Annotated in this window: 29 protein-coding genes; 10 read left to right on the forward strand and 19 right to left on the reverse strand. The window is 45.9% G+C overall.

Translation table 11 applies throughout. The features are described from left to right. Nucleotides 1-8: 8 nt before the first annotated feature. Genes rplI through rpsF form a run of 4 tightly spaced genes read right to left on the reverse strand, consistent with a single transcriptional unit; the run spans nt 9 to nt 1447 of the window. Nucleotides 9-461 (reverse strand): 50S ribosomal protein L9, encoded by a 453-nt coding sequence (gene rplI / locus L5M11_RS06750; protein ID WP_113939970.1) that lies wholly within the window; start codon nt 459-461, stop codon nt 9-11. A 36-nt stretch (nt 462-497) separates the two neighbouring features. Then, complete coding sequence (gene rpsR, locus L5M11_RS06755) at nt 498-725, reverse strand: 30S ribosomal protein S18 (protein ID WP_006083042.1); 228 nt, start codon at nt 723-725, stop codon at nt 498-500. Nucleotides 726-737: 12 nt separating this feature from the next. After that, entirely contained in the window at nt 738-1043 is a 306-nt protein-coding gene (gene priB, locus L5M11_RS06760; RefSeq protein ID WP_105251411.1) for a primosomal replication protein N, read from the reverse strand. Nucleotides 1044-1051: 8 nt separating this feature from the next. After that, nucleotides 1052-1447, reverse strand: coding sequence for a 30S ribosomal protein S6 (gene rpsF, locus L5M11_RS06765; protein WP_105251410.1), 396 nt, complete (start codon nt 1445-1447; stop codon nt 1052-1054). Between the two features lie 214 nt (nt 1448-1661). Here rpsF and L5M11_RS06770 point away from each other — a divergent pair, with 214 nt between their 5' ends. Both L5M11_RS06770 and L5M11_RS06775 read left to right on the forward strand, forming a co-directional pair. Further along, complete coding sequence (locus L5M11_RS06770) at nt 1662-2405, forward strand: YdiY family protein (RefSeq protein WP_219255974.1); 744 nt, start codon at nt 1662-1664, stop codon at nt 2403-2405. A 242-nt stretch (nt 2406-2647) separates the two neighbouring features. Further along, nucleotides 2648-4090 carry an MFS transporter gene (locus tag L5M11_RS06775; protein WP_198573779.1) on the forward strand — a complete coding sequence of 481 codons (1443 nt, stop codon included), beginning with the start codon at nt 2648-2650 and terminating at the stop codon, nt 4088-4090. A 146-nt stretch (nt 4091-4236) separates the two neighbouring features. On the opposite strand, the gene rlmB is transcribed toward L5M11_RS06775, so the two are convergent. The 8 genes from rlmB to zapE form a co-directional block, all read right to left on the reverse strand. Then, a complete protein-coding gene (gene rlmB / locus L5M11_RS06780) occupies nt 4237-4977 on the reverse strand; it encodes a 23S rRNA (guanosine(2251)-2'-O)-methyltransferase RlmB (protein ID WP_028759536.1) in 741 nt (246 codons plus the stop codon). Further along, nucleotides 4978-7401 carry a ribonuclease R gene (gene rnr / locus L5M11_RS06785; protein ID WP_263142837.1) on the reverse strand — a complete coding sequence of 808 codons (2424 nt, stop codon included), beginning with the start codon at nt 7399-7401 and terminating at the stop codon, nt 4978-4980. It lies immediately after the preceding gene. A gap of 39 nt (nt 7402-7440) precedes the next feature. Then, nucleotides 7441-8097 carry a flagellar protein MotX gene (gene motX, locus L5M11_RS06790; protein WP_113939975.1) on the reverse strand — a complete coding sequence of 219 codons (657 nt, stop codon included), beginning with the start codon at nt 8095-8097 and terminating at the stop codon, nt 7441-7443. Between the two features lie 112 nt (nt 8098-8209). Beyond that, nucleotides 8210-9505, reverse strand: a complete 1296-nt coding sequence (locus L5M11_RS06795) for an adenylosuccinate synthase (protein WP_028759421.1) — start codon at nt 9503-9505, stop codon at nt 8210-8212. A 72-nt stretch (nt 9506-9577) separates the two neighbouring features. Beyond that, the gene (locus tag L5M11_RS06800) at nt 9578-9766 is read right to left on the reverse strand and encodes a DUF2065 domain-containing protein (RefSeq protein WP_105251404.1); all 189 of its coding nucleotides are present in this window, start codon (nt 9764-9766) and stop codon (nt 9578-9580) included. A gap of 138 nt (nt 9767-9904) precedes the next feature. Next, nucleotides 9905-10297: a 30S ribosomal protein S9 gene (rpsI, locus tag L5M11_RS06805; RefSeq protein WP_006083052.1), complete on the reverse strand. Its 393-nt coding sequence runs from the start codon at nt 10295-10297 to the stop codon at nt 9905-9907. Nucleotides 10298-10311: 14 nt separating this feature from the next. After that, nucleotides 10312-10740, reverse strand: a complete 429-nt coding sequence (gene rplM / locus L5M11_RS06810; RefSeq protein WP_105251403.1) for a 50S ribosomal protein L13 — start codon at nt 10738-10740, stop codon at nt 10312-10314. A gap of 290 nt (nt 10741-11030) precedes the next feature. After that, a complete protein-coding gene (gene zapE / locus L5M11_RS06815; RefSeq protein WP_263142838.1) occupies nt 11031-12143 on the reverse strand; it encodes a cell division protein ZapE in 1113 nt (370 codons plus the stop codon). A 412-nt stretch (nt 12144-12555) separates the two neighbouring features. Between zapE and degQ the strand changes: the two genes are divergently transcribed. Further along, nucleotides 12556-13908: a Do family serine endopeptidase DegQ gene (gene degQ / locus L5M11_RS06820; RefSeq protein WP_131524126.1), complete on the forward strand. Its 1353-nt coding sequence runs from the start codon at nt 12556-12558 to the stop codon at nt 13906-13908. Nucleotides 13909-14023: 115 nt separating this feature from the next. Next, the gene (degS, locus tag L5M11_RS06825; protein ID WP_263146696.1) at nt 14024-15106 is read left to right on the forward strand and encodes an outer membrane-stress sensor serine endopeptidase DegS; all 1083 of its coding nucleotides are present in this window, start codon (nt 14024-14026) and stop codon (nt 15104-15106) included. A gap of 97 nt (nt 15107-15203) precedes the next feature. On the opposite strand, the gene murA is transcribed toward degS, so the two are convergent. Genes murA through mlaF form a run of 7 tightly spaced genes read right to left on the reverse strand, consistent with a single transcriptional unit; the run spans nt 15204 to nt 19835 of the window. Beyond that, entirely contained in the window at nt 15204-16463 is a 1260-nt protein-coding gene (gene murA / locus L5M11_RS06830; protein ID WP_105251399.1) for a UDP-N-acetylglucosamine 1-carboxyvinyltransferase, read from the reverse strand. A 9-nt stretch (nt 16464-16472) separates the two neighbouring features. Beyond that, nucleotides 16473-16730, reverse strand: coding sequence for a BolA family protein (locus tag L5M11_RS06835; RefSeq protein WP_006086065.1), 258 nt, complete (start codon nt 16728-16730; stop codon nt 16473-16475). A gap of 19 nt (nt 16731-16749) precedes the next feature. Further along, nucleotides 16750-17034, reverse strand: coding sequence for a lipid asymmetry maintenance protein MlaB (locus L5M11_RS06840; RefSeq protein WP_263142841.1), 285 nt, complete (start codon nt 17032-17034; stop codon nt 16750-16752). After that, the gene (locus tag L5M11_RS06845) at nt 17031-17693 is read right to left on the reverse strand and encodes a phospholipid-binding protein MlaC (protein WP_105251397.1); all 663 of its coding nucleotides are present in this window, start codon (nt 17691-17693) and stop codon (nt 17031-17033) included. Before L5M11_RS06845 ends, L5M11_RS06840 begins: the two co-directional genes overlap by 4 nt. Before the next feature lie 11 nt (nt 17694-17704). Next, on the reverse strand, nt 17705-18178 hold the full coding sequence (gene mlaD, locus L5M11_RS06850) for an outer membrane lipid asymmetry maintenance protein MlaD (RefSeq protein WP_028759401.1): 474 nt from the start codon (nt 18176-18178) through the stop codon (nt 17705-17707). Between the two features lie 56 nt (nt 18179-18234). Further along, nucleotides 18235-19020, reverse strand: a complete 786-nt coding sequence (mlaE, locus tag L5M11_RS06855) for a lipid asymmetry maintenance ABC transporter permease subunit MlaE (protein ID WP_105251396.1) — start codon at nt 19018-19020, stop codon at nt 18235-18237. Then, nucleotides 19017-19835 (reverse strand): phospholipid ABC transporter ATP-binding protein MlaF, encoded by an 819-nt coding sequence (gene mlaF, locus L5M11_RS06860; protein ID WP_063882287.1) that lies wholly within the window; start codon nt 19833-19835, stop codon nt 19017-19019. Before mlaF ends, mlaE begins: the two co-directional genes overlap by 4 nt. A 643-nt stretch (nt 19836-20478) precedes the next feature. Between mlaF and L5M11_RS06865 the strand changes: the two genes are divergently transcribed. The 6 genes from L5M11_RS06865 to L5M11_RS06890 all read left to right on the forward strand — a co-directional run bounded on the left by L5M11_RS06865 (nt 20479) and on the right by L5M11_RS06890 (nt 25419). Beyond that, nucleotides 20479-21456, forward strand: coding sequence for a KpsF/GutQ family sugar-phosphate isomerase (locus tag L5M11_RS06865; protein ID WP_168825500.1), 978 nt, complete (start codon nt 20479-20481; stop codon nt 21454-21456). After that, entirely contained in the window at nt 21456-22007 is a 552-nt protein-coding gene (gene kdsC, locus L5M11_RS06870; RefSeq protein ID WP_028759542.1) for a 3-deoxy-manno-octulosonate-8-phosphatase KdsC, read from the forward strand. The genes L5M11_RS06865 and kdsC overlap by 1 nt, the downstream gene beginning before the upstream one ends. Further along, nucleotides 22004-22564 (forward strand): LPS export ABC transporter periplasmic protein LptC, encoded by a 561-nt coding sequence (gene lptC / locus L5M11_RS06875; RefSeq protein ID WP_105251394.1) that lies wholly within the window; start codon nt 22004-22006, stop codon nt 22562-22564. Before kdsC ends, lptC begins: the two co-directional genes overlap by 4 nt. Further along, nucleotides 22551-23105 (forward strand): lipopolysaccharide transport periplasmic protein LptA, encoded by a 555-nt coding sequence (gene lptA, locus L5M11_RS06880; protein WP_198573774.1) that lies wholly within the window; start codon nt 22551-22553, stop codon nt 23103-23105. Before lptC ends, lptA begins: the two co-directional genes overlap by 14 nt. After that, nucleotides 23102-23833, forward strand: coding sequence for an LPS export ABC transporter ATP-binding protein (gene lptB, locus L5M11_RS06885; protein ID WP_105251392.1), 732 nt, complete (start codon nt 23102-23104; stop codon nt 23831-23833). The genes lptA and lptB overlap by 4 nt, the downstream gene beginning before the upstream one ends. 107 nt (nt 23834-23940) lie before the next feature. Further along, nucleotides 23941-25419: an RNA polymerase factor sigma-54 gene (locus L5M11_RS06890; RefSeq protein WP_105251391.1), complete on the forward strand. Its 1479-nt coding sequence runs from the start codon at nt 23941-23943 to the stop codon at nt 25417-25419. The last annotated feature ends 6 nt before the right edge of the window (nt 25420-25425 follow it).

The raw sequence follows: 25425 nt of genomic DNA on the forward strand, positions 1-25425 counted from the left end.
AGGAGTAATTAAGCTTCTGCAACGATAGAAACTTTAACAACAGCTTTAACTTCAGTGTGTAACTGAACTTCAACTTCGAAGTCGCCAGTAGTACGCAGAGCGCCTAATGGTAAACGAACTTCTGATTTAGCCAGCTCAACACCAGCAGCAGTCACTGCATCAGCGATGTCACGGTTGCCAACTGAACCAAACAGTTTGCCTTCATCACCCGCTTTAGAAGCAATAACAACAGCTTCCAGTGCAGTGATTTTCTCAGCACGTAGGTTAGCAGCAGCTAATTCAGCAGCTAATTTAGCTTCTAATTCAGCGCGACGAGCTTCAAATACTTTAACGTTGCTTTCGTTAGCAACAACAGCTTTACCTTGTGGCAAAAGGTAGTTACGAGCGTAACCAGCTTTAACAGTAACTTGGTCACCCAAGTTGCCTAGGTTAGCGATTTTATCAAGCAGAATAACGTTCATTATCAAATCCTCTATATTCGATTAGGAATACTGCAATTACTGATGTAAATCAGTGTATGGCAGTAGAGAAAGATAACGAGCACGCTTGATAGCGCGAGCTAGTTGGCGCTGATATTTAGCACTAGTACCAGTGATACGGCTAGGAACAATCTTGCCGCTTTCAGTGATGTAGTTCTTTAAAGTAACGATATCTTTGTAATCAATTTCTGCAACACCTTCAGCGGTGAAACGGCAGAACTTGCGACGACGGAAATAACGTGCCATGTTGACAGTCTCCTAAGTTTTCAATTCGACATTTTCGGCATGGATGACTAAGCGGTTCTGACCATTACGCCCCTGTTGAAGCGTCATAAAGCCCTGCACTTGTACTTCCACACCTGCTTTCAGATCTTCTGCGACGCTTTCAAAGCGTGGGCCACTCAATATCACTTGAATTTGTACGTAGACGTTGCGGAGCATTTCGGCTTCATAACGCTGCGATTTGTGTTCCAACATAATTACACTGTGTGCAATACCTGCTGGGCTTTTAAAGCGTCTTGAACGAGTTATCGTTCCTGACAACACCAAGTTATTGGTGGTCACAGATTACCTTACTCAGCGATTTCTTCAGCGTGAGCTTCATCATATGAGCGTTCGCCAGCTGGGCCACGACGTGAATCGCGCTCATCTCTAGCTCTAGCCATTGGAGATGCTTCAGTAACGGCAACTTTAGTACGCATTACCATGTTACGCAGAACTGCGTCGTTGAAACGGAAAGCTGTTTCTAGCTCTTCGATCGTCTCTGCTTTAGCTTCAACGTTCATCAGAACGTAGTGAGCTTTATGCAGGTCAAGGATTGGGTAAGCCAGTTGACGACGGCCCCAATCTTCTAAACGGTGGATTGTGCCGTTAGCTTCGGTGATAACACCTGTGTAACGCTCAATCATACCTGGTACTTGTTCACTTTGATCTGGGTGAACCATAAATACGATTTCGTAATGACGCATTTATTGCTCCTTACGGTTATGTAGCCTCGGTATTGGCTCAGTCAAACCAAATGGAGGCAAGGAACGAAAAATAGTGACTGATTTGAGCGCGAGGATAGTACAGAAAGCAAGCCAGAAACTCAAGCAATAACTTTGCCTCGCCAATCAATACAGGTATGATGGCGGTTCGCCTATATTCGGACGTCTGAAATCAGCTAACCAAGAATAAAACATAATGCTAAAAGTTATTGCGCCAATCAGTTTGTTTTTCCTTTCATTTCCTGCGCTTGCGCTTGTTCCACCTGATTATCAGGAACCGCCCAGCGATTTTACCGCGGAAATCGAAGCTGGCTTGCAACTGAACACAGGCAATACCGAATCCAGCAGTTTTAATGGTCGAACCCAACTGATTTACGATACAAAGCAAACCAAGCAAGAAGCCACACTAAAAGCCTATTTTGCCTCAGAAAAAAGTCAAACAACCTCCGAAAAATATGAGCTACAGTTACAATCGAACTATAAACTGACTAAGGGTTATGTCTTCGGACGTGGTGATTTTACTTGGGATCAATTCGGTAGTTACACGCAAATATCAACGCTTTCGAGTGGTTACGGTTTCAATGCTATCAGTAGTTATAAAACAAAACTCAGTCTCGAGTTCGGCCCAGGTTATCGATATAACTTACCTGCAGAGTCGGTAACCATTCCCAACCCTGATGCCGAAAAAGATGTCATTCTTCGTACCGCTGCCAAATTCTCTCAAAAACTACAGGAATACAGCAGTCTCAATGCCGATCTCACCGCGGAAGTGGGCGAGAACAACAACACCCTCACCTTAGATATGAACTATAAAAATCTGGTGTTCCAAGATTGGGCATTTAAGATCGGTATGAACATCAAATACACTGAAGTGGTACCAGAAGGAAGCCAACCCATGGATACCATCACCACCTTCAACTTGCTTTACACTTTTAGATAACTCTTTTTAAAAAATACGACGAAACACATAGAGTAAGATGACGCTAATAGCCTACTCGGCTGGCGTCTATGTGAATACTTTACAAGCATCCCCTTGAGTTGTTCCGACATAATTCAGTGATTTTTTGAGCAGAAATGCGCAATTAATCAAGATTTACCAACAATTTGCAACACAACATAAACACTAACCCCTGATATACTCACTCCTCATTATCAATCTAGTTTGTGTTTTCGGAGTTGTATATGACTAATCCGCTGCGCACTTTCGCCTCTTTATATAGCACCACATTATTAATGGTATTAGCCGGCGGCTTGCTTACCACCTATCTTGGGCTCAGACTCTCAGTAATGAATGTGCCACAAATATGGATTGGCGGCATGATGTCGGCCTACTATGTTGGCCTAGTGGCAGGCTCTAAGATTGGTCATCGACTTATCGCTCAAGTGGGCCATATCCGCGCCTTTGTCGCCAGCGCAGGCATAGTCGCTGCATCGGCATTAGGCCATGCACTCGTGGATGAGCTTGCGGTTTGGCTGCTCCTCAGACTCGTGGTCGGCATGGGGATGATGTGCCAATACATGGTGTTAGAAAGTTGGCTTAACGAACAAGCTGAAAGTAATCAAAGGGGCACAGTGTTTGCGAGTTATATGATCGTATCTTACTTCGGCTTAATCTTGGGCCAAGGTGCGATCAGTATTTTCCCCGAATTAGGACTAGAGCCACTACTGCTTATCGCAATTTGTTTTTCACTCTGTATCGTACCGATTTCACTCACGCGTCGTCTTCACCCTGCGCCCTTAGTTCCTGCCCCACTCAAAATTGCCTATTACTGGAAAAAAGCACCACAAGCACTCACGACAATCGCGATTGGTAGCATGATAGTGGGTTCGTTTTATGGTCTCGCTCCCGCCTACGCCAGTAACTTAGGTTTACCGCCTGAAAAAGTCGCCACGTATATGACGGCAACGATTTTAGCGGGATTACTGGCACAGTGGCCAATGGGAAAATTGTCCGACATTATGTCCCGCAGTCGCCTTATCCGTATCAACTGTATATTGCTCGGTATCTTAGCCTTGGCTATCGCCTTAACCCCCTATCATCCGGTGATTTCACTGGTGATGACTTTCCTATTTGGTATTTTAGGTTTCACTTTCTATCCGCTCGCCACAGCGCTTGCCAACTCTCGAGTAGAGCAAAATGAGCGGGTCGGCTTATCAGCAACAATATTATTAACCTTCGGCTTAGGCGCCAGTATCGGTCCGCTTATCGCATCGACATTAATGCAATGGTTTGGCAATAACATGTTATATGGCTTTATGTCAGCCTGTACCTTAATACTCTTTGTGCGTTTACGTTATGTACATTCACAGCAAAAAGTCGAAACTAATGTCACCCAAGACTACATAATGGCGACGGGCGACTTAGTCTCTTCACCACTGGCGGCAGCGCTGGATCCACGAGTTGATGTCGAATCGATTCAAGAACATATGACACCCAGTGCTAACCTAGATGAAGCGGAATATGATTTAGGGGCTGATGGTGTCGATGACGATATTATCGACGCAAATGACAGTGATGAGGAGCAACTCGCCTTCAGTTTCGATATCGAGCAAGCAGAGCCTGAAGCCGTTCAAACGGATGACGCCGATAGCCATCAGATCAACCTAGACAAAGCGCTGACATAAAAAGGCCAATAAAAAGGCCGATTAACTGTTTAAAGTTAATCGGCCTTTTTATTTCTGTAAGCTCTAACTAAAACATATAGTTACTACAACAAGTCGTTACTGCAAGCCTGATACCTCATGTTCGAAATCAGGCAAACGTGAGTGTATTAGCTACGACGCTGACGCACTGCTTCAAATAAGCAAATACCCGTTGCAACCGATACGTTCAAGCTAGACACACTACCGGCCATAGGGATAGAGATCAGTGAATCGCAAGACTCACGGCTTAATCGGCGTAAGCCTTTGTCTTCAGCTCCCATAGCAATCGCCAATGATCCCTTGAGATCCGCTTGATAAAGCTCGCAATCTGCCTCGCCCGCAGTGCCCACAATCCACACACCTTTATCCTGCAGGTGACGCATAGTGCGCGCAAGATTAGTCACTTGGAATAAAGGTACTGTTTCCGCAGCGCCACATGCCACTTTACTCACAGTCGCAGTTAAGCCAACTGAATTGTCTTTAGGCACGATAATACCTTGTACGCCAGCCGCATCGGCATTACGTAGGCAAGCGCCTAAGTTATGGGGATCCGTCACACCATCCAAGATCAACAGGAATGCTTGCTCAGTGTTAGCAAGCAGCACATCTAAATCTTGCTCATTCAATACTTTCGCCGCTTTAACGCGCGCGACTATGCCTTGATGTTGGCTGCTTTCCGCTTTGTCATCTAAGGCTTTACGAGAAGCGACTTGAATCGTCGTGCCAAAGGCTTTGGCCTGATCGGCCAGCACAGTTAAGCGCTCATCGTCACGACCTTGTAACAGCCACAACTCAATAATGCGCTCAGGGCTGTGTTTTAACAGGGCTTCAACTGCGTGGATCCCAAAAATAATATCTTGTTTTTTCATTTATTTCTTTCTCGTGCTCCGCTTAGCGGCTTTTGGCTTTTTAGCCGGATCTTTTACTGCTGCTTTTTTAGCTTTAGTGCCAGCTTTGGCCTTAGGTTTGGTTTTGCCTGTTTCAGCCTTGGCGCTAGATACCGCGGTTTTGCCTGCTTTACCTTGCTTAGCGCCTTCACGATTAACGCGCTCACGGGCTGTCATCGGCTTATCACGGCTGGCAGATGCTTTACGTTTACCACCTTTGCCGTCATCACCCAGCATAACCAAATCAATCTGTCTGTCATCTAAGTTGACTGCAGCGACCTTAACTGTCACAGGATCACCCACTTGATAGACTTGGCCTGTGTGCTCGCCGATAAGACGTTGACGCATTGGATCGAACTGGTAGTAATCGCTACCTAGGCTTGAGATATGCACTAAGCCATCGATAAATAGCTCATTTAAACGCACAAACAAACCAAAACTGGTTACTGAAGCAATCACAGCTTCGAAGGTATCGCCGACGTGATCTTGCATAAACTCGCACTTCAGCCAATCGCTGACATCGCGAGTTGCTTCATCGGCACGACGTTCTGTGGTCGAACACTCTTCGCCTAATTGATCGAGTTCATCGAGTTGATAATGGTAGCCACCATCCTGCGTCCACTTCTCAGTGGTTTCGCCTCTTTCCTTCGCGAGTAAATAACGGATCACACGATGTAACACTAAATCCGGATAGCGGCGAATGGGCGAAGTAAAATGCGCATATTCTTCTAAGGCTAAACCGAAGTGACCTTCGTTATCCGGAGTGTAAATTGCCTGACGCATAGAGCGCAGTAACATCACTTGGATAAGTTCAGCATCAGGGCGGTTGGCAATTTGCAACATCACATTCTGATAATCTGACGGCGTAGGCTCAAGTCCACCGGGCATGCTTAAACCACGCTCAGCAAGGAACTCTTTAAAGTTCGCCAATTTTTGCTCGGATGGCGCTTCATGCACACGATACAAGACTTCGCCTTTGTGTTTCTTCACAAACTTAGCTGCAGAAACGTTGGCTAAAATCATACATTCTTCAATGATTTTATGGGCTTGATTACGGCCACGCGGCACGATTTTATCAATCTTGCGCTGCTCATTGAAAATGAACTGCGTTTCCATGGTTTCAAACGCAATCGCACCACGCTCGGCCCTTTGCTCATCGAGCGCTAAATACAATGACTGTAAACACTGCAAATGCGGGAACAAAGCCTCATGCTCAGGCGCAATGGGGCCGCCTTCTAACATTGCTGCCACTTGGGTATAAGTGAAACGGGCATGGGAATACATCACAGCCGGATAAAACTTATAACCTGATAACTTACCTTTAGCAGATACGGTCATCTCGGCGACCATACATAAACGGTCGACGTGGGGATTAAGCGAACAGAGGCCATTGGAGATTTTCTCCGGCAGCATAGGGATCACTTGCGACGGGAAATACACTGAGTTACCACGGGCACGCGCTTCGGTATCTAAGGCAGAATCGGTACGCACATAATAACTGACGTCGGCAATCGCAACCCATAAACGCCAGCCACCACCGGCTTTTTTCTCCGCGTACACGGCATCGTCAAAATCGCGGGCGTCTTCACCGTCGATAGTCACTAATGGCAGATGACGTAAATCCACACGACCGACTTTATCGGCGTCGGTTACTTCATCGGGAATACGGCGCAGTTTCTTCTCAATCACAGGTGACCAAGTATGGGGTAAATCATAATTACGCAGGGCAATTTCGATTTCCATCCCCGGCGCCATTTGCTTACCAAGCACTTCAGTCACTTTACCCGCAGCCTTAACAAAACGGCCTGGGCGACGCGTTAATTCAACCACAACCACATCACCTTGACGGGCACCGTTGCGATCTTCATTCGCGACTAAAATTTCTTGGGTAATACGCTTATCATCGGCAATGACAAAGGCCATACCGCTATCGACATGATAACGGCCAACAATCGCGGCACTTCGCGGCTGGATCAGACGAACCAAACGCGCTTCGCGACGGCCACGACGATCTGTGCCCGCTTTTTGCGCCAGCACTTTATCACCGTGGAAATACATCAGCATGTCGCGGTTCGAAATAAATAAGTCATCGCCGCCTTCATCGGGTTTGAAAAAGCCGAAGCCTTCTCTGTGTCCGAGCACAGTGCCGGGGATCAGATCCATTTTCTCGGGTAAGCCATAGCTTTGCCCACGGGTGAACACCAGTTCGCCATCGCGTTCCATCGCACGCAGGCGACGGCGCAAGGCCTCAAGTTGTTCTTCCTCTTGGATGTTTAACGCCGCGGCAATGCTGTCACGGGTGATAGGTGATTTTTGAGAACGTAAGTAATCGAGAATATACTCACGGCTTGGGATAGGGTTTTCGTACTTATCCTGTTCACGCTCAAAATGAGGGTCTTTGATCATTCAATATCCAAATAATGTGTCTCTAGATTAAGAGACCACTTAACGGGTTCGCAACTGTTCTTGCTGGGCCCGCGCCACTGCACTGGGGGGCATTTTAGCTGCTAACACCTGCAGTAAAGACAAGGCTTTATTCTTAGTCGCCTCGTCCGCAAATACATCGTTATATAACCAGTGATAGGCCATCTCGTAATCCCTAGGACTACCATAACCTTCACCGAATAAACGAACTAACATCATACGAGCGGATAAACTGCCACTTGCAGCCGCAGGCAGTAAATAATGCACTGCTCTGTCTTTATTGCGGATGACAAATTTCCCACTCTGATAATACTCGGCAAGCTTTAACATCGCTTCTGAGCTACCTTGTTCGGCCGAGTCACGTAACAAAGCAATACCCTTCACAGGGTTAGCCTTCACACACGTTCCATGATTGAGCATTTCGCCCCAAAGAAATTGATATAAAGGCTGTTTTAAGACTTGGGCTCGCGCCTCAATGTCTTGGACTAACTGGCAATCATCACGTTTCACTTTCGCTAAGTATTGATTGCTACGGATCAAATCAAGCAATTGATCTTGACTATAAATATCTACCGCCTGCGTTTCAGCAAAGCACATTGAAGATACTAAAGGCAGTAGCGCAACGAGTGCTGTACGTAGCATAACGACTCTCAATGACAGTAGGATGAATACTTGCATCGGCAGTATAACCTATTTCTTGAGCTTGAGCTGAATTTCTAACCGCAGAATGAAACAGAGAAAGGCATAAAGAAGCAGAGAAAAAGGCCGTGAAACACGGCCTTAACAGATCTTAATTGAACGGATTAACCAAAATCATGGTTTCGTTACGATCAGGACCCGTAGAGATAATGTCGATAGGTGTTTCTAATAACTCTTCAAGACGCTTGATATAATTGATCGCTGCTTGAGGCAGTTGCTCAATTGATGTCGCGCCAAAAGTCGACTCGCTCCAACCCGGCATAGTTTCATAAACCGGCGTAACCAGTTCATAACCTTCAGCGGCCAGCGGAGTGACTTTAGAGATAGTGCCATCAGGATTCTGATAACCGACACAAATCTTCACTTCTTTCAGACCATCAAGTACATCTAACTTAGTCAAGCAGAAGCCGCTAACACTGTTGATTTGAACTGCGCGGCGCATTGCCACAGCATCCAACCAACCTGGACGACGCTTACGACCCGTTGTCGCACCAAACTCATGACCTTTAGTACCTAAATGATCACCGACTTCACATAATAGTTCAGTTGGGAATGGACCTGCACCTACGCGAGTGGTGTAAGCCTTCATGATACCTAAGACATAGTCTAAGTGACGCGGACCAAAACCTGAACCCGTCGCAACACCACCGGCAGTGGTATTTGAAGAAGTTACAAATGGGTATGTTCCGTGGTCAATGTCGAGTAATGTACCTTGAGCGCCTTCGAACAAAATTGGCTCACCGGCTTTACGCGCAGTATCCAATAATTCAGTCACATCAACACACATGCTCTTCAGATAATCGGCCATAGCCAAAGCATCTGCTAGCGTTTGCTCGTAATCAACCGCTTCGACTTGATAGTACTCTGTCAGCATAAAGTTATGATATTTCATAACTTCTTTCAGCTTTTCAGCAAACAGTTCAGCATTGAACAGGTCGCCTACTCGCAGACCGCGACGAGAGATCTTGTCTTCATACGCAGGTCCAATACCACGGCCAGTTGTACCAATAGCTTTATTACCGCGCGCTTTTTCACGGGCAATATCAAGGGCACAATGGAAGGGAAGGATCAGCGGACACGCTTCAGAGATCAACAGACGTTCCTCAACAGGAACTCCACGATCTTTCAGCATGTTGATCTCTTTCATCAGGGCGTCAGGTGCAAGCACCACACCGTTGCCAATAATGCATTTCACATTATCGCGCAGGATACCCGATGGGATCAGATGAAGAACGGTTTTTTCACCGTCGATAACCAAGGTATGACCAGCATTGTGGCCGCCTTGATAGCGAACTACATATTTTGCCTGTTCTGTTAGAAGGTCGACAATCTTACCTTTTCCTTCGTCACCCCATTGGGTGCCGAGAACAACTACGTTTTTGCCCATTATTTGCTGCAAGGTTGCGGTTAAAAAAGAATTTTAACAGATCTTAGTTAATAAGGGCAAGCAGGCTATTTTTCACGCAAAAATAACCCAAATGACGACTCCAGCAGTGACTAATGCCCCACCAAGTCGCTGGATAACTTGCTGATTTTGATGGGAGAGTTCATTTAAATAACGACGCCATTTATTTGGGAATAATAATGGCCCAAGGCCTTCCAAAACCAACACAAGTGCCACTGCTAGCATAAAAATTTGAAAAGTCATGCTTACCTCAAACTCACTCGCTTAATATAAATTTATTGTATATCAGCATACTCCAACCAAAGAGTTTTCTTATACCGTCAATTTTTAGCCAATAAAAAACCCAGCATAGGCTGGGTTTTTTGATATTCCAAAAACGAATTAACGCTTAGAGAATTGTGGCTTACGACGTGCTTTACGTAGACCCACTTTCTTACGCTCAACTTTACGAGCGTCACGGGTAACGAAACCAGCAGAACGAAGTGATGGACGCAGTGCTTCATCTAATTGCATCAGAGCACGGGTAATACCGTGACGGATTGCGCCTGCTTGGCCAGTGATACCACCGCCTTTAACAGTTACATAGATGTCCAGCTTGTCAGTCATTTCAACTAACTCTAAAGGTTGACGAACAACCATACGAGCAGTTTCACGACCAAAATACTGATCCAAAGGACGTTGATTTACAACGATGTTGCCACTACCTGCTTTAGCGAAAACGCGAGCTGTAGAGGTTTTGCGACGGCCAGTGCCGTAGTACTGAGTTGCAGCCATTTGCTTAATCCCGTTTAGATATCAAGAACTTGAGGTTGTTGTGCAGTGTGGTTATGTTCTGCGCCAGCGTAAACTTTCAGTTTACGGAACATGGCACGGCCCAGAGGACCTTTTGGTAACATACCCTTAACTGCTTTCTCGATGATCATTTCTGGCTTTTGCGCTTGCAGCTTTTCAAAGCTGATTTGCTTAATGCCACCAGGGAAGCCTGAATGCGAGTAGTACGTTTTGCCTTTCGCTTTGTTACCAGTAACAGTCACTTTTTCAGCATTAACAACAATGATGTAATCACCGGTATCAACGTGTGGAGTGTATTCTGGCTTATGCTTACCGCGTAAACGGACAGCGATTTCAGTAGCGATACGACCTAAAGTTTTGCCGTCTGCGTCGACGACGAACCAGTCACGAGTTACAGTTTCTGGTGTAGCAGTAAAAGTCTTCATTATTACAAAAACCCAAAGTTAATTTTCTGTCTCACATGTTGTCTGCATTTGCAAACAACACAAAATTGCCTTTTAGTACCCCTTCGAGCACCGACTTCGGCTTACAACTTCCGCCCAATTGGCGGAGTAACGTGGGCAGGTGGCGGAGTATAGACAAAGCTGAGTTAAAAATCACCTGATATTTTGATAAAAATTATAAAATATCGACCAATCGGACTTGTCATCCTAAGGATTAACAAGCCTCTGGTGATTTAAGGCCGCAGCTAATGCAAAACTCTTACACTACTGGGTTACGGCAGGTGTTCGGTTTTTAAATAATCGTGGGATTGCATCTCAATTAAGCGTGAACGGCAACGCCTAAATTCGAAGTTAAGCAAACCATCGGCATAAATATCTTCGAGTGGCACTTGAGCCGATACAATCAGCTTTACATTGCGCTCGTAAAATTCGTCGACCATAGCTAAAAAACGTCTAGCGATGTCATCGCCAGTCAAAAAGGCGCCCATTTGTTCTATGCCACTCACGAGGACAGTGTGATAAATCCGCGCAAGTTCCATGTAATCACGCTGGCTTCGTGGACCATCACAGAGCGCTCTAAAATCGGCCAACAATACTCCCTGCGCCTGTTGCCGAATACTAATACTGCGGCCTTCTATTTCGATGTCAGCAGTAAGCACCTCAGACTCAGGCGCTAACTGACTAAAATAACGTATAAGATTGGCATCAGCTTGTGCATCTAATGGATGATGATAAATCTCTGCTTGCTCAAGGGTACGCAATCGATAGTCAATGCCAGAATCCACATTGAGCACTTCACAATGTTGATTAATTAGAGCTATCGCAGGTAAGAAACGTGCGCGCTGTAAGCCATTTTTGTATAAGTCGTCGGGGATAATATTCGAGGTTGCAACCAGTACAACGCCTTCTTTAAATAACGCTTGAAACAGCGTACCTAATAGCATGGCATCGGTAATATCAGAGACAAAGAATTCATCGAAACAGATAACGCGATATTTTGCAGCCATCTTTTTCGCAATCACCAACAAGGGATCGCGCACGCCTTTCAGCTCATCTAAATCTAAATGTAGCTGATGCATGAAACGATGGAAGTGAGCCCGCAGCTTTTGATCGCCAGGCAAGGCATCAAAAAAAGTATCCATCAGGTAAGTTTTACCGCGCCCAACTCCGCCCCAAAGATACAGGCCTTTAGGTGATGCTGGTGCCGATTTTAAGCCTAATGCGCTAAACAATTTCCCTACAATAGAACTCGGCTCTTCTGCCGTAGTTAAGTCTTCATAGACACGTTGTAACGCCTTAACGGCAATTTCTTGAGCCGGATCATGGGAAAAACCGTCACGGGTAAGATCTTTTTGATAATGCTGCCAAGGGCTTAACTGAGGCACGTTTAAATTCTCTTATGTCCTTTATTAAAACTGTGACGATATTAGCACGGCCAATATGACGCAGGATATATTAATGCAGAATACGACTTTTACCTTAACGCTAAACTGCATACAAACGTCTAATAAGCATCTATGCTGTAGGTCATTTTAATCGGCAAAATCCGCTAATATTGGGGCTTGAAAAATCCTAATCTCGCCCACAGATTTCTGTTCAGAAACAAGTATGAAACAGCCGACAAAATAGGCTAAAAAAATTAACATTTATTAATATAATGAACTTTTTCAATAAGGTGCGAGTCAGAGTGATTACCTAGGCAAATAGCCGGTACCGATACAGATTTGATCTGGCACTCGCACGATTGCTGATGCATTACATCCAGATCTTTCAACCCTTATTTGGAGTTATGAATAGATGAAAACAAAATTATCTGTACTTTCAGCCGCAATGTTAGCCGCGACCCTGACTATAATGCCTGTCGTCTCACAGGCCGCCATTCCACAGACGGTTGAGGGACAATCCATTCCAAGTCTTGCGCCTATGCTTGAGCGTACGACGCCCGCAGTCGTATCAGTAGCAGTAACGGGGACTCATGTTTCTAAGCAAAGAGTACCTGATGTTTTCCGTTACTTTTTCGGCCCTAATGCGCCACAAGAGCAAGTGCAAGAACGTCCTTTTAGAGGCTTAGGCTCAGGCGTCATTATTGACGCAGAAAAAGGCTATATCGTCACGAACAACCATGTGATTGACGGTGCTGATGATATTCAAGTTGGTCTTCACGATGGCCGTGAAGTAAAAGCAAAACTGATTGGTACTGACTCAGAGTCAGATATCGCATTATTGCAAATTGAAGCGAAAAATCTCATCGCAATCAAATCCTCTGATTCCGATGATTTACGCGTAGGTGACTTTGCCGTTGCCATTGGTAATCCCTTCGGTTTAGGTCAAACCGTCACCTCGGGCATTGTTAGTGCTTTAGGCCGTAGCGGCTTAGGCATTGAAATGCTGGAAAACTTTATTCAAACCGATGCCGCGATTAACAGTGGTAACTCGGGTGGCGCACTCGTCAATCTTAACGGCGAGTTAATTGGGATTAACACCGCAATCGTAGCACCGGGCGGCGGTAACGTCGGTATTGGCTTTGCCATCCCTGCTAATATGGTGAAAAACCTCGTGGCACAAATTGCCGAACACGGAGAAGTACGCCGCGGTGTATTAGGTATTTCGGGACGTGATCTCGATAGCCAACTCGCCCAAGGTTTCGGTTTAGACACTCAACACGGCGGCTTCGTGAATGAAGTAGCCAAGGGCAGTGCCGCAGAGAAGGCCGGTATAAAAGCAGGTGATATTATCATCAGCGTTGATGGCCGTGGTATTAAGTCATTCCAAGAACTGCGGGCTAAAGTCGCCACTATGGGTGCAGGTGCTAACGTTGAGTTAGGACTCATCCGTGACGGTGATAAGAAAACAGTTAAAGTGACCTTAGGTGAAGCGAGCCAAACCAGTGAAACAGCGGCTGGTGCCGTGCATCCTATGCTGCAAGGTGCGTCCTTAGAAAACTCATCTAAGGGCATTGAAATTACCGATGTCGCACAAGGCTCACCAGCGGCCATGAGTGGCTTACAAAAAGGAGATGTGATTGTCGGTATTAACCGTACTGCGATTAAAGATCTTAAGACACTGAAAGCACAACTTAAAGATCAAGAAGGTGCCGTTGCACTGAAGATAATGCGTGATAAGAGCATGTTGTATTTAGTCCTACGTTAATCGACAAAATAGGCCATTTTTTCTGCCATAGATAAGCATAGGGAGCTTAGGTTCCCTATGCTTACATCGATTAAACATGTTAATCTAACTCACCTTTTTCTAGATCCATCCTGCCATGACTATAAAAGACACTCTGTTATATCTCGGTAAAGCCACCCTTTTCGGCCTTATCATGGCGGCCATGTTTTTATTGGTGACACGTTATATCGATAACCAATCCCTCGGTAGTAGTCTGCTACAAACCCGTGCCAACAACACAGTCGAGCTATCCTTTGCCAAGGCGGTACGCCGTGCAGCTCCTGCCGTTGTGAATATTTATAGCCTCAGCATAGATCAGAATCGGCCGCTTAATTCAGGCTCACTTCAAGGTCTAGGTTCTGGGGTGATAATGAGTAAAGAAGGTTATATTCTCACTAATTATCATGTCATTAAGAAAGCCGATGAGATTGTTGTCGCCCTGCAAGATGGACGCAAATTTACCTCTGAAGTGGTTGGCTTCGATCCTGAAACCGATTTATCGGTACTCAAAATTGAAGGCGATAACTTACCGATTGTCCCCGTTAATCTCGACAGTCCGCCTCAAGTCGGTGATGTCGTACTCGCTATTGGTAATCCCTACAATTTAGGCCAGACCATTACCCAAGGCATCATCAGTGCCACGGGGCGTAACGGCTTAAGTTCAGGTTACTTAGACTTCCTACAAACCGATGCAGCGATTAATGCGGGTAACTCGGGTGGCGCACTCATTGACACTAACGGCAGCCTCATAGGTATTAATACCGCAGCATTCCAAGTGGGTGAAGAAGGCGGCGGCCACGGGATTAACTTCGCTATCCCGATTAAATTAGCCCACAGCATTATGGGTAAATTGATTAAAAATGGTCGCGTGATCCGTGGCGCTTTAGGAATTTCTGGCGAGCCGATTAATCCTGTGGTAGCACAAATCCTTAATCTACCCGATCTAAAAGGTGTGCTCGTTACGGGTGTCGATCCTAATGGCCCTGCGGCCCGAGCCCTGCTAATGCCAAGGGATGTGATTATTAAATACGATGGTGAAGATGTGCCAGGCGTTGAAATGCTAATGGACCGCATCGCTGAAACCACACCGGGTAAGAAAGTGATGATGACTGTGATACGCCAAGGTAAACAACAAGAGTTACCTGTGATTATCGATGAGAAGGTTGTGATCGATAACTAGAACGTCACTCAGCATTACGCGCTCAAAGGCAGAAAACAAAAAACCAGCATTTAGCTGGTTTTTTAATGATTCAAAATTAGCTTAAATCAGTAACAGATCACTGAATACGCACAACCTGTGCGCCTAAACCTTGAAACTTATTCTCAATATGCTCATAGCCACGATCTAAGTGATAGATACGATCGACAATCGTCTTACCATCGGCCACTAAGCCAGCAATCACTAGACTCGCTGACGCACGTAAATCCGTCGCCATTACCTGAGCACCACTTAAAGATTCAATCCCTTGAATGATGCAGGTATTACCTTCAAGCTCCATGGTAGCGCCCATACGGATAAGTTCGGGCACATGCATAAAACGATTTTCGAAGATAGTCTCAGTTATGGTTGCCGTGCCTTGTGCTAAGGCATTGAGTACACAAAACTGCGCCTGCATATCGGTTGGGAAACCAGGATAAGGTGCCGTCTTGATATTCACAGCCTTCGGACGTTTACCCTGCATATCGAGCTCAATCCAATCTTCGCCCGTAGTAATCGTCGCGCCTGCATCTTCAAGCTTAGCGATAACCGACTCAAGTGAAGCAGGATCGGCTTTTAAACAACGAATGCGACCACGGGTCACCGCAGCAGCCACCAAAAATGAACCGGTTTCGATACGATCTGGCATCACGCGGTAATTACAGCCCTGTAAACGCTCAACCCCTTGAATACGCAATGTCGCACTGCCTACACCAGTGATTTTTGCACCCATGGCAATTAAGCAATTAGCGAGATCGATCACTTCAGGTTCACGGGCCGCGTTTTCAATTACGGTTTCGCCATCGGCTAATGCTGCGGCCATCAGTAAGTTTTCGGTCGCACCAACACTCACCATGTCCATAAAGATATGTGCGCCTTTAAGACGACCATCAACACGGGCCTTGATATAACCTTCTTTCACTTCAATCTTGGCGCCCATCATTTCAAGGCCATGTAAGTGCAAGTTCACTGGTCTTGCGCCAATGGCACAGCCGCCAGGCAATGACACATCAGCCGTACCATAGCGAGCCAATAACGGCCCTAAGATCAAGATAGAAGCACGCATGGTTTTCACTAGATCATAGGGAGCGCAAAACTCATTCAGATTAGTGGTAGAAATGCGGATCTGTCCGTCACCGAGTTCAGTCACTTCAGCGCCGAGACAGCGTAATAATTTACAGCTCGTACTCACATCACGCAGATTGGGCACGTTAGAAACCACAAAATCGGTTTCAGCCAATACACCGGCCATCAGAATAGGCAAAGCTGCATTTTTAGCACCCGAAATAATCACATCACCGGCAAGCGGGGGGCTTGCCTGAATTGTTAGTTTATCCACTTTTCCTCACTAGCTAGGCATGTTGAAAACTTTTTCGCGTTTCCATTGAGTCGGCGTGAAAGTTTTGATCGTTAATGCATGTAATTCACCGCTGGCAATGTGTGCCGTCAACGGTGCATAAATGGCTTGTTGCTGTTTGACTCGGCTCATACCATCGAAGCATTCACCTACGGCGATCACTTTATAATGGCTACCATCCGAGCTAGCGTGAACTTCTTCAAGCCCTAACGCATCACGTAAAATCTGTTCGATTAAGCTGCATTCCATGAAATCTATTACCCTATTCTCAATGCGCTTCTTCGGTAAAGAAGGCATCTAAATCATATAAATCAATTAGTTTTTTAAGTTGTGGTGAAGCAGAACTCAATACAAGTTGGCTGCGATGTTCACGCACTAACGCCAGCAAAAATGCCATGCCAGCGCTATCACTGTATTCGAGCCCAGACAGAGACAATATCTGGGTTGACTCATTTAGCAGTTGTTGCCGCTGTGGCCAAAGTGTAATGACATCAACTTGGGTTATGCGCCCTTTGAGATGACAAACTGTCCCCTGTTGCACAAATTCAATCACGACTGTGACTTCCCTGACTTAGCCTTCATGACCACTTTCTCTTTAGTGCGATCTTCGAGCATCTTAATCACGGGATCGATACCCTGTTGGCGAATTAGATTAGAGATTTCCGACTGCTTAGAAGACAGTAAGCTCACACCTTCGGCAACTAAATCAAATGCCTTCCATGAGTCATCCTTTAAACGGCGCGCCTTAAACAACAGTTTAATCGGTGGGCGACCGGCTTCGATGATCTGCACGTTTACATCGACCATTTTCTCTTTGCTAAAATCAATCCCAGGTGAGAATTCCACTTTTTGATTAGTATATTCAGTAAAGGCTTGAGCATAAGTAGATATTAAATAACCTTCAAAAGCATTGACGAAACGATTGCGTTGCTCTTCGGTTGAATCCTTAAGATATTGGCCTAATACCTTATAAGAAGCGTATTTATAATCGACATAAGGCATGAGTTCTTCACGAACAATCACCTTTAAATGGTCTGAATTTGCATCGATTAATGCTTTATCTTTGTGAAAACGATCGAAGGTTTTATTGGCAACGGCTTTCACCATGGCATACGGATCTGTCGTATCGACAACCACATCAGCGGCGACTGCGCTCGTTGCCCCTAAAACCATCACTAACGGCAATAAAAAACGAGATAAGTTTTTAAACATAGCGGTAACCCCTATTTATCCTTCGAACCCATACTATATAAGAACTGACCAATCAGCTCCTCCAACACTAATGCCGAACGAGTGTCGTCAATCTTATCGCCATCTTTCAGCATACTGACATCATCGTCGACAAAACCCGGTGTTAACCCTAAGAATTGTTCGCCCAACAAACCCGAAGTCAAAATGGCTAAACTACTGGTTTCAGGGAATTTATCGTAACGCTTGTCCATCACTAATGTGACCACAGCCACTAACTTAACTGGGTCTAAATCTATGCTGCTCACTCGGCCAACGACAACACCGCCAACCTTGACTGGCGAACGCACCTTCAAACCACCAATGTTGGTAAAATTGGCTTGTATGGTATAAGTGCTATCGCTGCTTTTCACTTCAATATTGGCGACGTTAAAGACTAAGACCAAAAAAGCGGCCAATCCTGTTAAAAGAAACACACCCACTAATAATTCAATTTTTCGTGTCAACATGTTCAGCTACCACTCTGTTAATCCATCTAACCTGTGTCGAAATCCGCAGTGTTCCGTTAGCGGCCAAACATCAGGGCTGTCAGTAAAAAATCCAATGCCAATACAGCGAGGCTCGACTGAACGACAGTCTGGGTCGTTGCACGGCTGATGCCTTCCGGATTTGGGATCACTTGATAACCGCGATATAACGCAATCCAAGTGACCACTACGGCAAACACACCACTTTTGATCAAGCAGTTAACTATGTCCTGACGCCATTCGACAGACGCCTGCAGAATCGACCAAAACGCACCACTGTCGATCCCTTTCCATTCCACGCCAACAAGGTGCCCGCCATAAATACCTACAGCGGTAAACATCAACGCCAGCAATGGCATACTGATCACTCCAGCCCAAAAGCGCGGTGCAATAATCTGCCTTAATGGGTCAATCGCCATCATTTCTAAACTGGAAAGCTGCTCAGTACTTTTCATTAAACCAATTTCAGCGGTTAATGCTGAACCCGCCCGTCCCGCAAACAATAACGCGGTAACAACTGGCCCTAACTCACGCAGTAAACTGAGCGCCACCATAGGACCTAAGCTTTCTTCGGTGCCAAAACCAACTAAAATGTTATAGCCTTGCAGTGCGAGCACCATGCCGATAAAGAGTCCTGAGACTAAAATAATCACCATAGATTGCACACCGACCACATAAATCTGGCGCACTAATAATGGAAAACCTTTACGCACGCGTGGCCAGCGAAAAATCGCACCCCACAGCATAAGGCCTGCACGGCCAAAACCGAGCACTAGCTCAATCGCGCTGCGGCCTAAGTCGGCAATACTGTCGATTAACTTCACTTGCCAACTCCTTTTGCCATTAATTCTTGCTGGTAATCATTTGCCGGATAATGGAACGGCACAGGGCCGTCCGGAGCACCTTGAATAAACTGTTTCAGCTGCGGATTATCAGCGTACTTTAATTCTTCAGGGGTACCGTGGGCGATGACTTTTTTGTCAGCCACCACATATACATAATCGGCAATGCCAAGCACTTCATCCACATCGTGGGACACCACAATTGAAGTCAGATTCAGTGCATCGGATAACTCACGAATAAGCTTTACTAACACGCCCATCGATATTGGGTCTTGCCCTGCAAAAGGCTCATCGTACATCACCATTTCAGGTTCAAGCGCTATGGCTCTAGCCAATGCGGCGCGGCGTTGCATACCACCGGATAACTCGCTTGGCATCATCTGAGCTGCACCACGTAAACCTACGGCTTCAAGCTTCATCAGCACGATAGTGCGAATAATGTCTTCAGGCAGTCCAGAATGTTCACGCAGTGCAAACGCCACGTTATCGAACACATTAATGTCGGTAAACAGCGCGCCACTTTGAAACAGCATGCTCATCCGCTTACGCAGACTAAATAATTCATTGCGACTCACGCCATGGATATCGTGACCGTCGAATAACACTTGTCCATGGTCAGGCGTTAATTGGCCGCCAATCAATTTCAACAGGGTCGTTTTGCCTATGCCGCTCGGCCCCATGATCGCCGTCACCTTGCCCCTTGGAATGGACAGGCTAATATCTTCATATATCACACGCTGACCGCGGCTAAACCCCAAATTACGGATCTCAACCAACGGCGTTTGTTCTTGAGTCATGCTTGATTCCGACATTTGCAAATGAGGTGATCCTAGTCTTCCGAGACTGACCAATCGAAGAGCCGCAAATTGTACGTAATTGCGCTTTAACCTACAACCGAATCGACACTATCGCCCTGCGATACTTTCAATTTGCCTCATTTACAGCGAAAATGCGCCCTAAGTTTTCACTCTGCACAGGTAAAATGTTACTTAATGTTTTCAACCTAGTTGCAGAATTGGCAGTATTGGCTAATTCGTTCGCACTTAGCTCACTCTTTGCCCACTTTTATCGGGGAGAGTCGATACGCAATTGCGCAATAGAGGCATCCCATAGGGTAATACCCGCTGCGATATGGAATAAATCCATTGAAATAAACGACAAAGACGATGATATTGCTCAAGACCTTCTGCCGCTAAACACGTTATTGTGCGTGAATAGCTAACGCAGCTGAACTTGACGAGTCGGATCAATCGCTCTAGCCTGCCGCAATTGTTTTGCTGTTTTCGGTAATAAACCACAGTAAGACATAAGCTAAATTGTCTGAAAACAAACTAATACTTGGCAGAAAGCCTATTACATATCATCTTTATCGCGTACCAAATTGTGCTATTCCAATCCCATCAATGGGGCGATAAAGACAATGCAAAAAGAGAGATAGACATGGTAGACAAATCACAACTGCGCCAATGGGGTTGTAAAGTTATCGACATTGAAAAGTCAGCCCTAGACAATCTTTATCAATATGTTGATTCGGCTGAATTTGCAGAAGCTTGCGAGTTGATCCTCAACTGCACAGGCAAAGTGATTGTCATGGGAATGGGCAAATCGGGCCATATCGGCAATAAGATTTCTGCCACCCTCGCCAGCACAGGAACGCCCGCATTTTTTGTGCATCCGGGTGAAGCCAGCCACGGCGATCTGGGTGTATTGGCCGATAACGATGTGATTTTAGCGATTTCAAATTCCGGTGAGTCGAGCGAAATCCTCACCTTAATGCCGGTCATCCAACGTATGGGCGTGCCCGTTATCGCGGTAACAGGTAAACCCGAATCGAACATGGCGCGATTATCTAAAGTGCATTTATGTATTGAAGTCCCAGAAGAGGCTTGCCCACTTGGACTTGCCCCCACCTCAAGTACCACAGCAACCTTAGTGATGGGCGATGCCATCGCCATTGCGCTGCTGCAAGCAAAAGGCTTTACCCGTGATGATTTTGCTATGTCCCATCCCGGCGGTGCATTAGGACGTAAGTTACTGTTAAAAGTCTGCGATGTCATGCATAGCGGTGATGACTTACCGCTCGTCAACCACGATATTTGCATCACAGAAGCTCTGTACGAAATCTCCAAGAAAGGCTTAGGCATGACGGCGATTATTGATGATCAGCGCAAGCTGGTTGGTATCTTCACCGACGGTGATTTACGCCGCGTTATTGATGCCGAAGTGAATTTACGCACGACGCCCATTGCCGATGTGATGACCCGTAACTGCGTCACGATCACGGATAATGTATTGGCCGCCCAAGCGCTGCAAGTGATGGACTCAAAAAACATCAACGGATTAATTGTTATTGATAAAGACCGCCATCCTATCGGCGCTCTTAACATGCTAGACATGGTTAAAGCAGGAGTCATTTAATGCCACAGCAAGGATTTTACGGCCCAATCAGTGATGATGTGTGGCAACGCGCACAAAAGATTAAACTGTTAATCTGTGACGTCGATGGGGTGTTTTCCGACGGCCGTATTTACTTGAGTAATAGCGGCGAAGAGCTCAAAGCCTTCCATACCCGCGATGGTTATGGCGTGCGCTCACTCCTCACCAGCGGTTTCAACCTCGCCGTGATCACAGGACGTCAATCCAAAATCGTTGAAAACCGTATGACAGCCCTTGGTGTTACCCATATTTACCAAGGCGTAGACAATAAGTTCGAGCCCTATGAAGCATTGCTCGCACTTTATGGTGTCACCCCAGAAGAAGTGGCTTATATCGGTGATGATATTGTCGATCTCCCCGTGATGAATGTCGTCGGTTTAGCGGTCAGTGTTGCTGACGGCCACCCCTATGTACGCCAACACGCCCATTTTGTGACTACGCTCAATGGTGGCCACGGTGCACTGCGTGAACTCACAGATCTGTTACTCCTAAGTCAAAATAAATTCACTTCGGCCCATGGAATGAGTATATGAGTCGTGTGACACTCGCGATTATCGCTTTTTTTGGAACCGCACTAGCGCTTTACTGGCAGGTCCAGAACAAACACAGCGGTGATTCCGATAACAGAGTAAAAGATCAAAATACCCCAGATTTCATCGTTGAAGATCTGCGCAGTGTTGAGTTCAATGAGCAAGGACTAGTGAATAGCCGTGTGACGGCGAAACACATGGAACATTATGATTCAACGAATCAAACTTTCTTTACTCAACCTGTTTATCTTGTTTATCCAGACCAAGGTAAAGCACAATGGCAACTCAGGGCAGATCAGGGCAAGCTAAACAAGGAAACTGGCAAGGTTGTATTAGAAAATAATGTTATTATCGATGCCATTAGCCCAGAAGAACCGATTCAGACCTTGTCCACCAGTTATCTGGAACTCGATCTCAACACTATGATAATGACCTCTGACCGTACCATTTACGTCACAGGGAAAGATTTTAATATTCAAGGCCAAGGCCTTTATGCCGACCTCAACGCGCAAGAAGTGCAATTGACCAGTCAGGTAGTAGGAACATATGAAGCAAAATAACGTATTACTTGCCAGCCTAATGCTAATTATGAGCATGAGTGCTTTTGCGAAAGTCGGCGACTTAAAGCAAGAAGTCACAATTAAAGCTGTGAGCCAAACTGCGGATATCAAAAACAACCAGATCATCTTCTTTGGTCCGGTGGAAGTTACCCAAGGCTCAATAAAAATCCAAGCAAATGAACTGCGTGCATTTTCCGCTGAAGGTGAAAATAGCAAAACTTTGGTCGCCACAGGCAACCCTGCTACGTATAGCCAAATATTAGACGATGGCCGTCCTGCATCGGCCAGCGCGAAAGAAATTCGTTACGATATGGCAAGCCGCACCTTAACACTGAAAGGTATGGCGTCATTAGATCAAGCAGGTAGCCAAGTTACAGGCAATTTAATCCGCTATAACATGATTCAACAGAAATTGATGGCCGAAAGTACTGGCAGTGGTGACGATCGCGTGATCACTATTATTCAGCCTGAAAACTATCAAGATGATGCTAAATCAGACGCTCCGGCGGATAAACCTGTAAAAAAGCAGGACTCTAAATGACCCAAATCACCTTAAGAGCACAAAATCTGGCGAAAAGTTACAAGAGTCGCCAAGTGGTTAAAGACGTCAGTCTGACGGTAAAAACCGGTCAAGTCGTTGGCCTACTCGGTCCAAACGGTGCAGGTAAAACCACGACCTTTTACATGGTTGTCGGGCTAGTGAAGAGCGATAAGGGACATATCTTTATCGACGATGATGATTTAACCGCAGATCCTATGCATCTACGTGCCCGCAAAGGCATAGGTTACTTACCGCAAGAAGCCAGTATCTTTCGTAAGCTAACTGTTCATGACAACATCATGGCCGTACTGCAAACTCGTAAAGAACTTAAAAACGAAGAACGAGAAGAAGAACTAGAACATCTGCTCGAAGAGTTTCATATCACCCACATCCGTGACAGCCAAGGCATGTCATTGTCGGGTGGCGAACGTCGTCGCGTCGAAATTGCGCGGGCTTTAGCCGCTAATCCTAAGTTCATTTTGCTCGATGAACCGTTTGCCGGCGTCGATCCTATTTCGGTTATCGACATCAAGAAGATTATCGAACAACTCAAAAGTCGCGGCCTTGGCGTACTGATCACAGACCATAATGTCCGCGAGACATTAGATGTATGTGAACATGCTTATATTGTGAGTCACGGAAACCTGATTGCCGAAGGAACTCCAGCAGAGATCTTAGACAATCAGCAAGTTAGGGCTGTGTACTTAGGTGAACAATTCAGGCTATAGTTAATCGAGCGAAGCCAATGGAGGCAATTTACACCGCCATTGGGCTTCACTCAAAATGATAATAAGCGACCTCATCCAACAATAATAACGTAGGGATCAGCGGTAACATGAAAGCGTCACTCCAGCTCAAACTGGGTCAACAGTTAACCATGACGCCACAACTACAACAGGCTATACGTCTGTTGCAACTGTCGTCATTAGAACTGCAGCAAGAGATCCAGCAAGCATTAGATTCTAATCCCCTTCTCGAGCTGGAAGAGGATCAATTCGACGCCACTAAAACCCCTGTAAACCAAACGCTATCCGATACGGATTTCAGTGAATCTAGCACTCTGCCACCAGAAAAAGACAGCTCCACCATAGACACGGCAGAGTCGCTAACCAAAGAATCCATGCCCGATGAGCTCCCCATGGACACCACATGGGATGAAGTGTTTACCGCCTCCCCAAACTCAGGCCCCGGCGGCAGTCGTGAAGACGATATGCCCTTCCAAGGCGAGACCAGTGAAGGTTTGTACGAACACTTAGAATGGCAAAAAAACCTCACGCCGTTTTCTGAAACCGATTTAGCCATTGCCACCGCCATTATTGATGCCATCGACGATCAGGGCTATCTCACCCAAAGCACTGAAGAAATTCTCGAAGCCATGGGTAATCCTGAAGTTGAGCTTGACGAAGTCGAAGCCGTACTCAAGCGCATTCAGCATTTTGATCCCATAGGCGTTGCTGCACGCGATTTAAGTGAATGCCTGCTGATCCAACTGTCGCATTTCGCCGCTGATACTCCCAACCTAGAAAACGCCCGCATGCTGATCAAAGATCATTTAGATCTGATCGCCGCCCGTGATTTTAGGTTATTGATGCGTAAGACTAAATTAAAAGAAGATGAATTAAGGGATGGTATAGCACTCATCCAAACCCTCAATCCTCGCCCAGGTTTGTTGATCACGCCCAATAATGACGAATACGTTATCCCAGATGTGTCTGTGTCGAAGAAAAATGGCCGCTGGGTCGTTGAGCTTAATCCTGACTGCATGCCCAAAATCAATGTAAATCAACATTATGCTTCTATGGCACGCAGCACAAAAAACCAAGCCGATAGCCAATTTATTCGCGGCCATCTGCAAGAGGCTAAATGGTTTATTAAGAGTCTAGAAAGCCGTAACGACACTTTGCTTAAAGTTGCTAATTGCATAGTGCAATATCAGCAAGGTTTCTTTGAGTACGGTGAAGAAGCCATGAAGCCTATGGTGCTTAACGATATTGCCGAAGCGGTAGAAATGCATGAGTCCACCATCTCACGGGTCACAACTCAAAAATACATGCATACCCCTAAGGGACTTTTTGAACTAAAATACTTCTTCTCTAGCCACGTCGGTACTGACGATGGTGGTGAGTGCTCATCCACAGCAATCAGAGCCTTTATAAAGAAACTGGTGGCAGCGGAAAACCAGAAAAAACCATTAAGCGATAGCAAGATGGCACAACTTCTGGCAGAACAAGGGATCAACGTAGCCCGCAGAACCATTGCGAAGTACCGAGAGGCTATGCTTATTCCACCTTCTAATCAGCGTAAAAGTTTATAACCTACA

Origin of the sequence: Shewanella sp. SM87 (assembly GCF_025653705.1) — a bacterium.
GTDB lineage: Bacteria > Pseudomonadota > Gammaproteobacteria > Enterobacterales > Shewanellaceae > Shewanella > Shewanella oncorhynchi.

Coding starts and splice junctions, on each gene's coding strand:
- rplI (WP_113939970.1), bottom strand. CDS start 461: ATGAACGTTATTCTGCTTGATAAAATCGCTAACCTAGGCAACTTGGGT.
- rpsR (WP_006083042.1), bottom strand. CDS start 725: ATGGCACGTTATTTCCGTCGTCGCAAGTTCTGCCGTTTCACCGCTGAA.
- rpsF (WP_105251410.1), bottom strand. CDS start 1,447: ATGCGTCATTACGAAATCGTATTTATGGTTCACCCAGATCAAAGTGAA.
- L5M11_RS06770 (WP_219255974.1), top strand. CDS start 1,662: ATGCTAAAAGTTATTGCGCCAATCAGTTTGTTTTTCCTTTCATTTCCT.
- L5M11_RS06775 (WP_198573779.1), top strand. CDS start 2,648: ATGACTAATCCGCTGCGCACTTTCGCCTCTTTATATAGCACCACATTA.
- rlmB (WP_028759536.1), bottom strand. CDS start 4,977: ATGAAAAAACAAGATATTATTTTTGGGATCCACGCAGTTGAAGCCCTG.
- rnr (WP_263142837.1), bottom strand. CDS start 7,401: ATGATCAAAGACCCTCATTTTGAGCGTGAACAGGATAAGTACGAAAAC.
- motX (WP_113939975.1), bottom strand. CDS start 8,097: ATGCAAGTATTCATCCTACTGTCATTGAGAGTCGTTATGCTACGTACA.
- L5M11_RS06795 (WP_028759421.1), bottom strand. CDS start 9,505: ATGGGCAAAAACGTAGTTGTTCTCGGCACCCAATGGGGTGACGAAGGA.
- L5M11_RS06800 (WP_105251404.1), bottom strand. CDS start 9,766: ATGACTTTTCAAATTTTTATGCTAGCAGTGGCACTTGTGTTGGTTTTG.
- rpsI (WP_006083052.1), bottom strand. CDS start 10,297: ATGGCTGCAACTCAGTACTACGGCACTGGCCGTCGCAAAACCTCTACA.
- rplM (WP_105251403.1), bottom strand. CDS start 10,740: ATGAAGACTTTTACTGCTACACCAGAAACTGTAACTCGTGACTGGTTC.
- degQ (WP_131524126.1), top strand. CDS start 12,556: ATGAAAACAAAATTATCTGTACTTTCAGCCGCAATGTTAGCCGCGACC.
- degS (WP_263146696.1), top strand. CDS start 14,024: ATGACTATAAAAGACACTCTGTTATATCTCGGTAAAGCCACCCTTTTC.
- L5M11_RS06835 (WP_006086065.1), bottom strand. CDS start 16,730: ATGGAATGCAGCTTAATCGAACAGATTTTACGTGATGCGTTAGGGCTT.
- L5M11_RS06845 (WP_105251397.1), bottom strand. CDS start 17,693: ATGTTTAAAAACTTATCTCGTTTTTTATTGCCGTTAGTGATGGTTTTA.
- mlaD (WP_028759401.1), bottom strand. CDS start 18,178: ATGTTGACACGAAAAATTGAATTATTAGTGGGTGTGTTTCTTTTAACA.
- mlaF (WP_063882287.1), bottom strand. CDS start 19,835: ATGACTCAAGAACAAACGCCGTTGGTTGAGATCCGTAATTTGGGGTTT.
- L5M11_RS06865 (WP_168825500.1), top strand. CDS start 20,479: ATGGTAGACAAATCACAACTGCGCCAATGGGGTTGTAAAGTTATCGAC.
- kdsC (WP_028759542.1), top strand. CDS start 21,456: ATGCCACAGCAAGGATTTTACGGCCCAATCAGTGATGATGTGTGGCAA.
- lptC (WP_105251394.1), top strand. CDS start 22,004: ATGAGTCGTGTGACACTCGCGATTATCGCTTTTTTTGGAACCGCACTA.
- lptA (WP_198573774.1), top strand. CDS start 22,551: ATGAAGCAAAATAACGTATTACTTGCCAGCCTAATGCTAATTATGAGC.
- lptB (WP_105251392.1), top strand. CDS start 23,102: ATGACCCAAATCACCTTAAGAGCACAAAATCTGGCGAAAAGTTACAAG.
- L5M11_RS06890 (WP_105251391.1), top strand. CDS start 23,941: ATGAAAGCGTCACTCCAGCTCAAACTGGGTCAACAGTTAACCATGACG.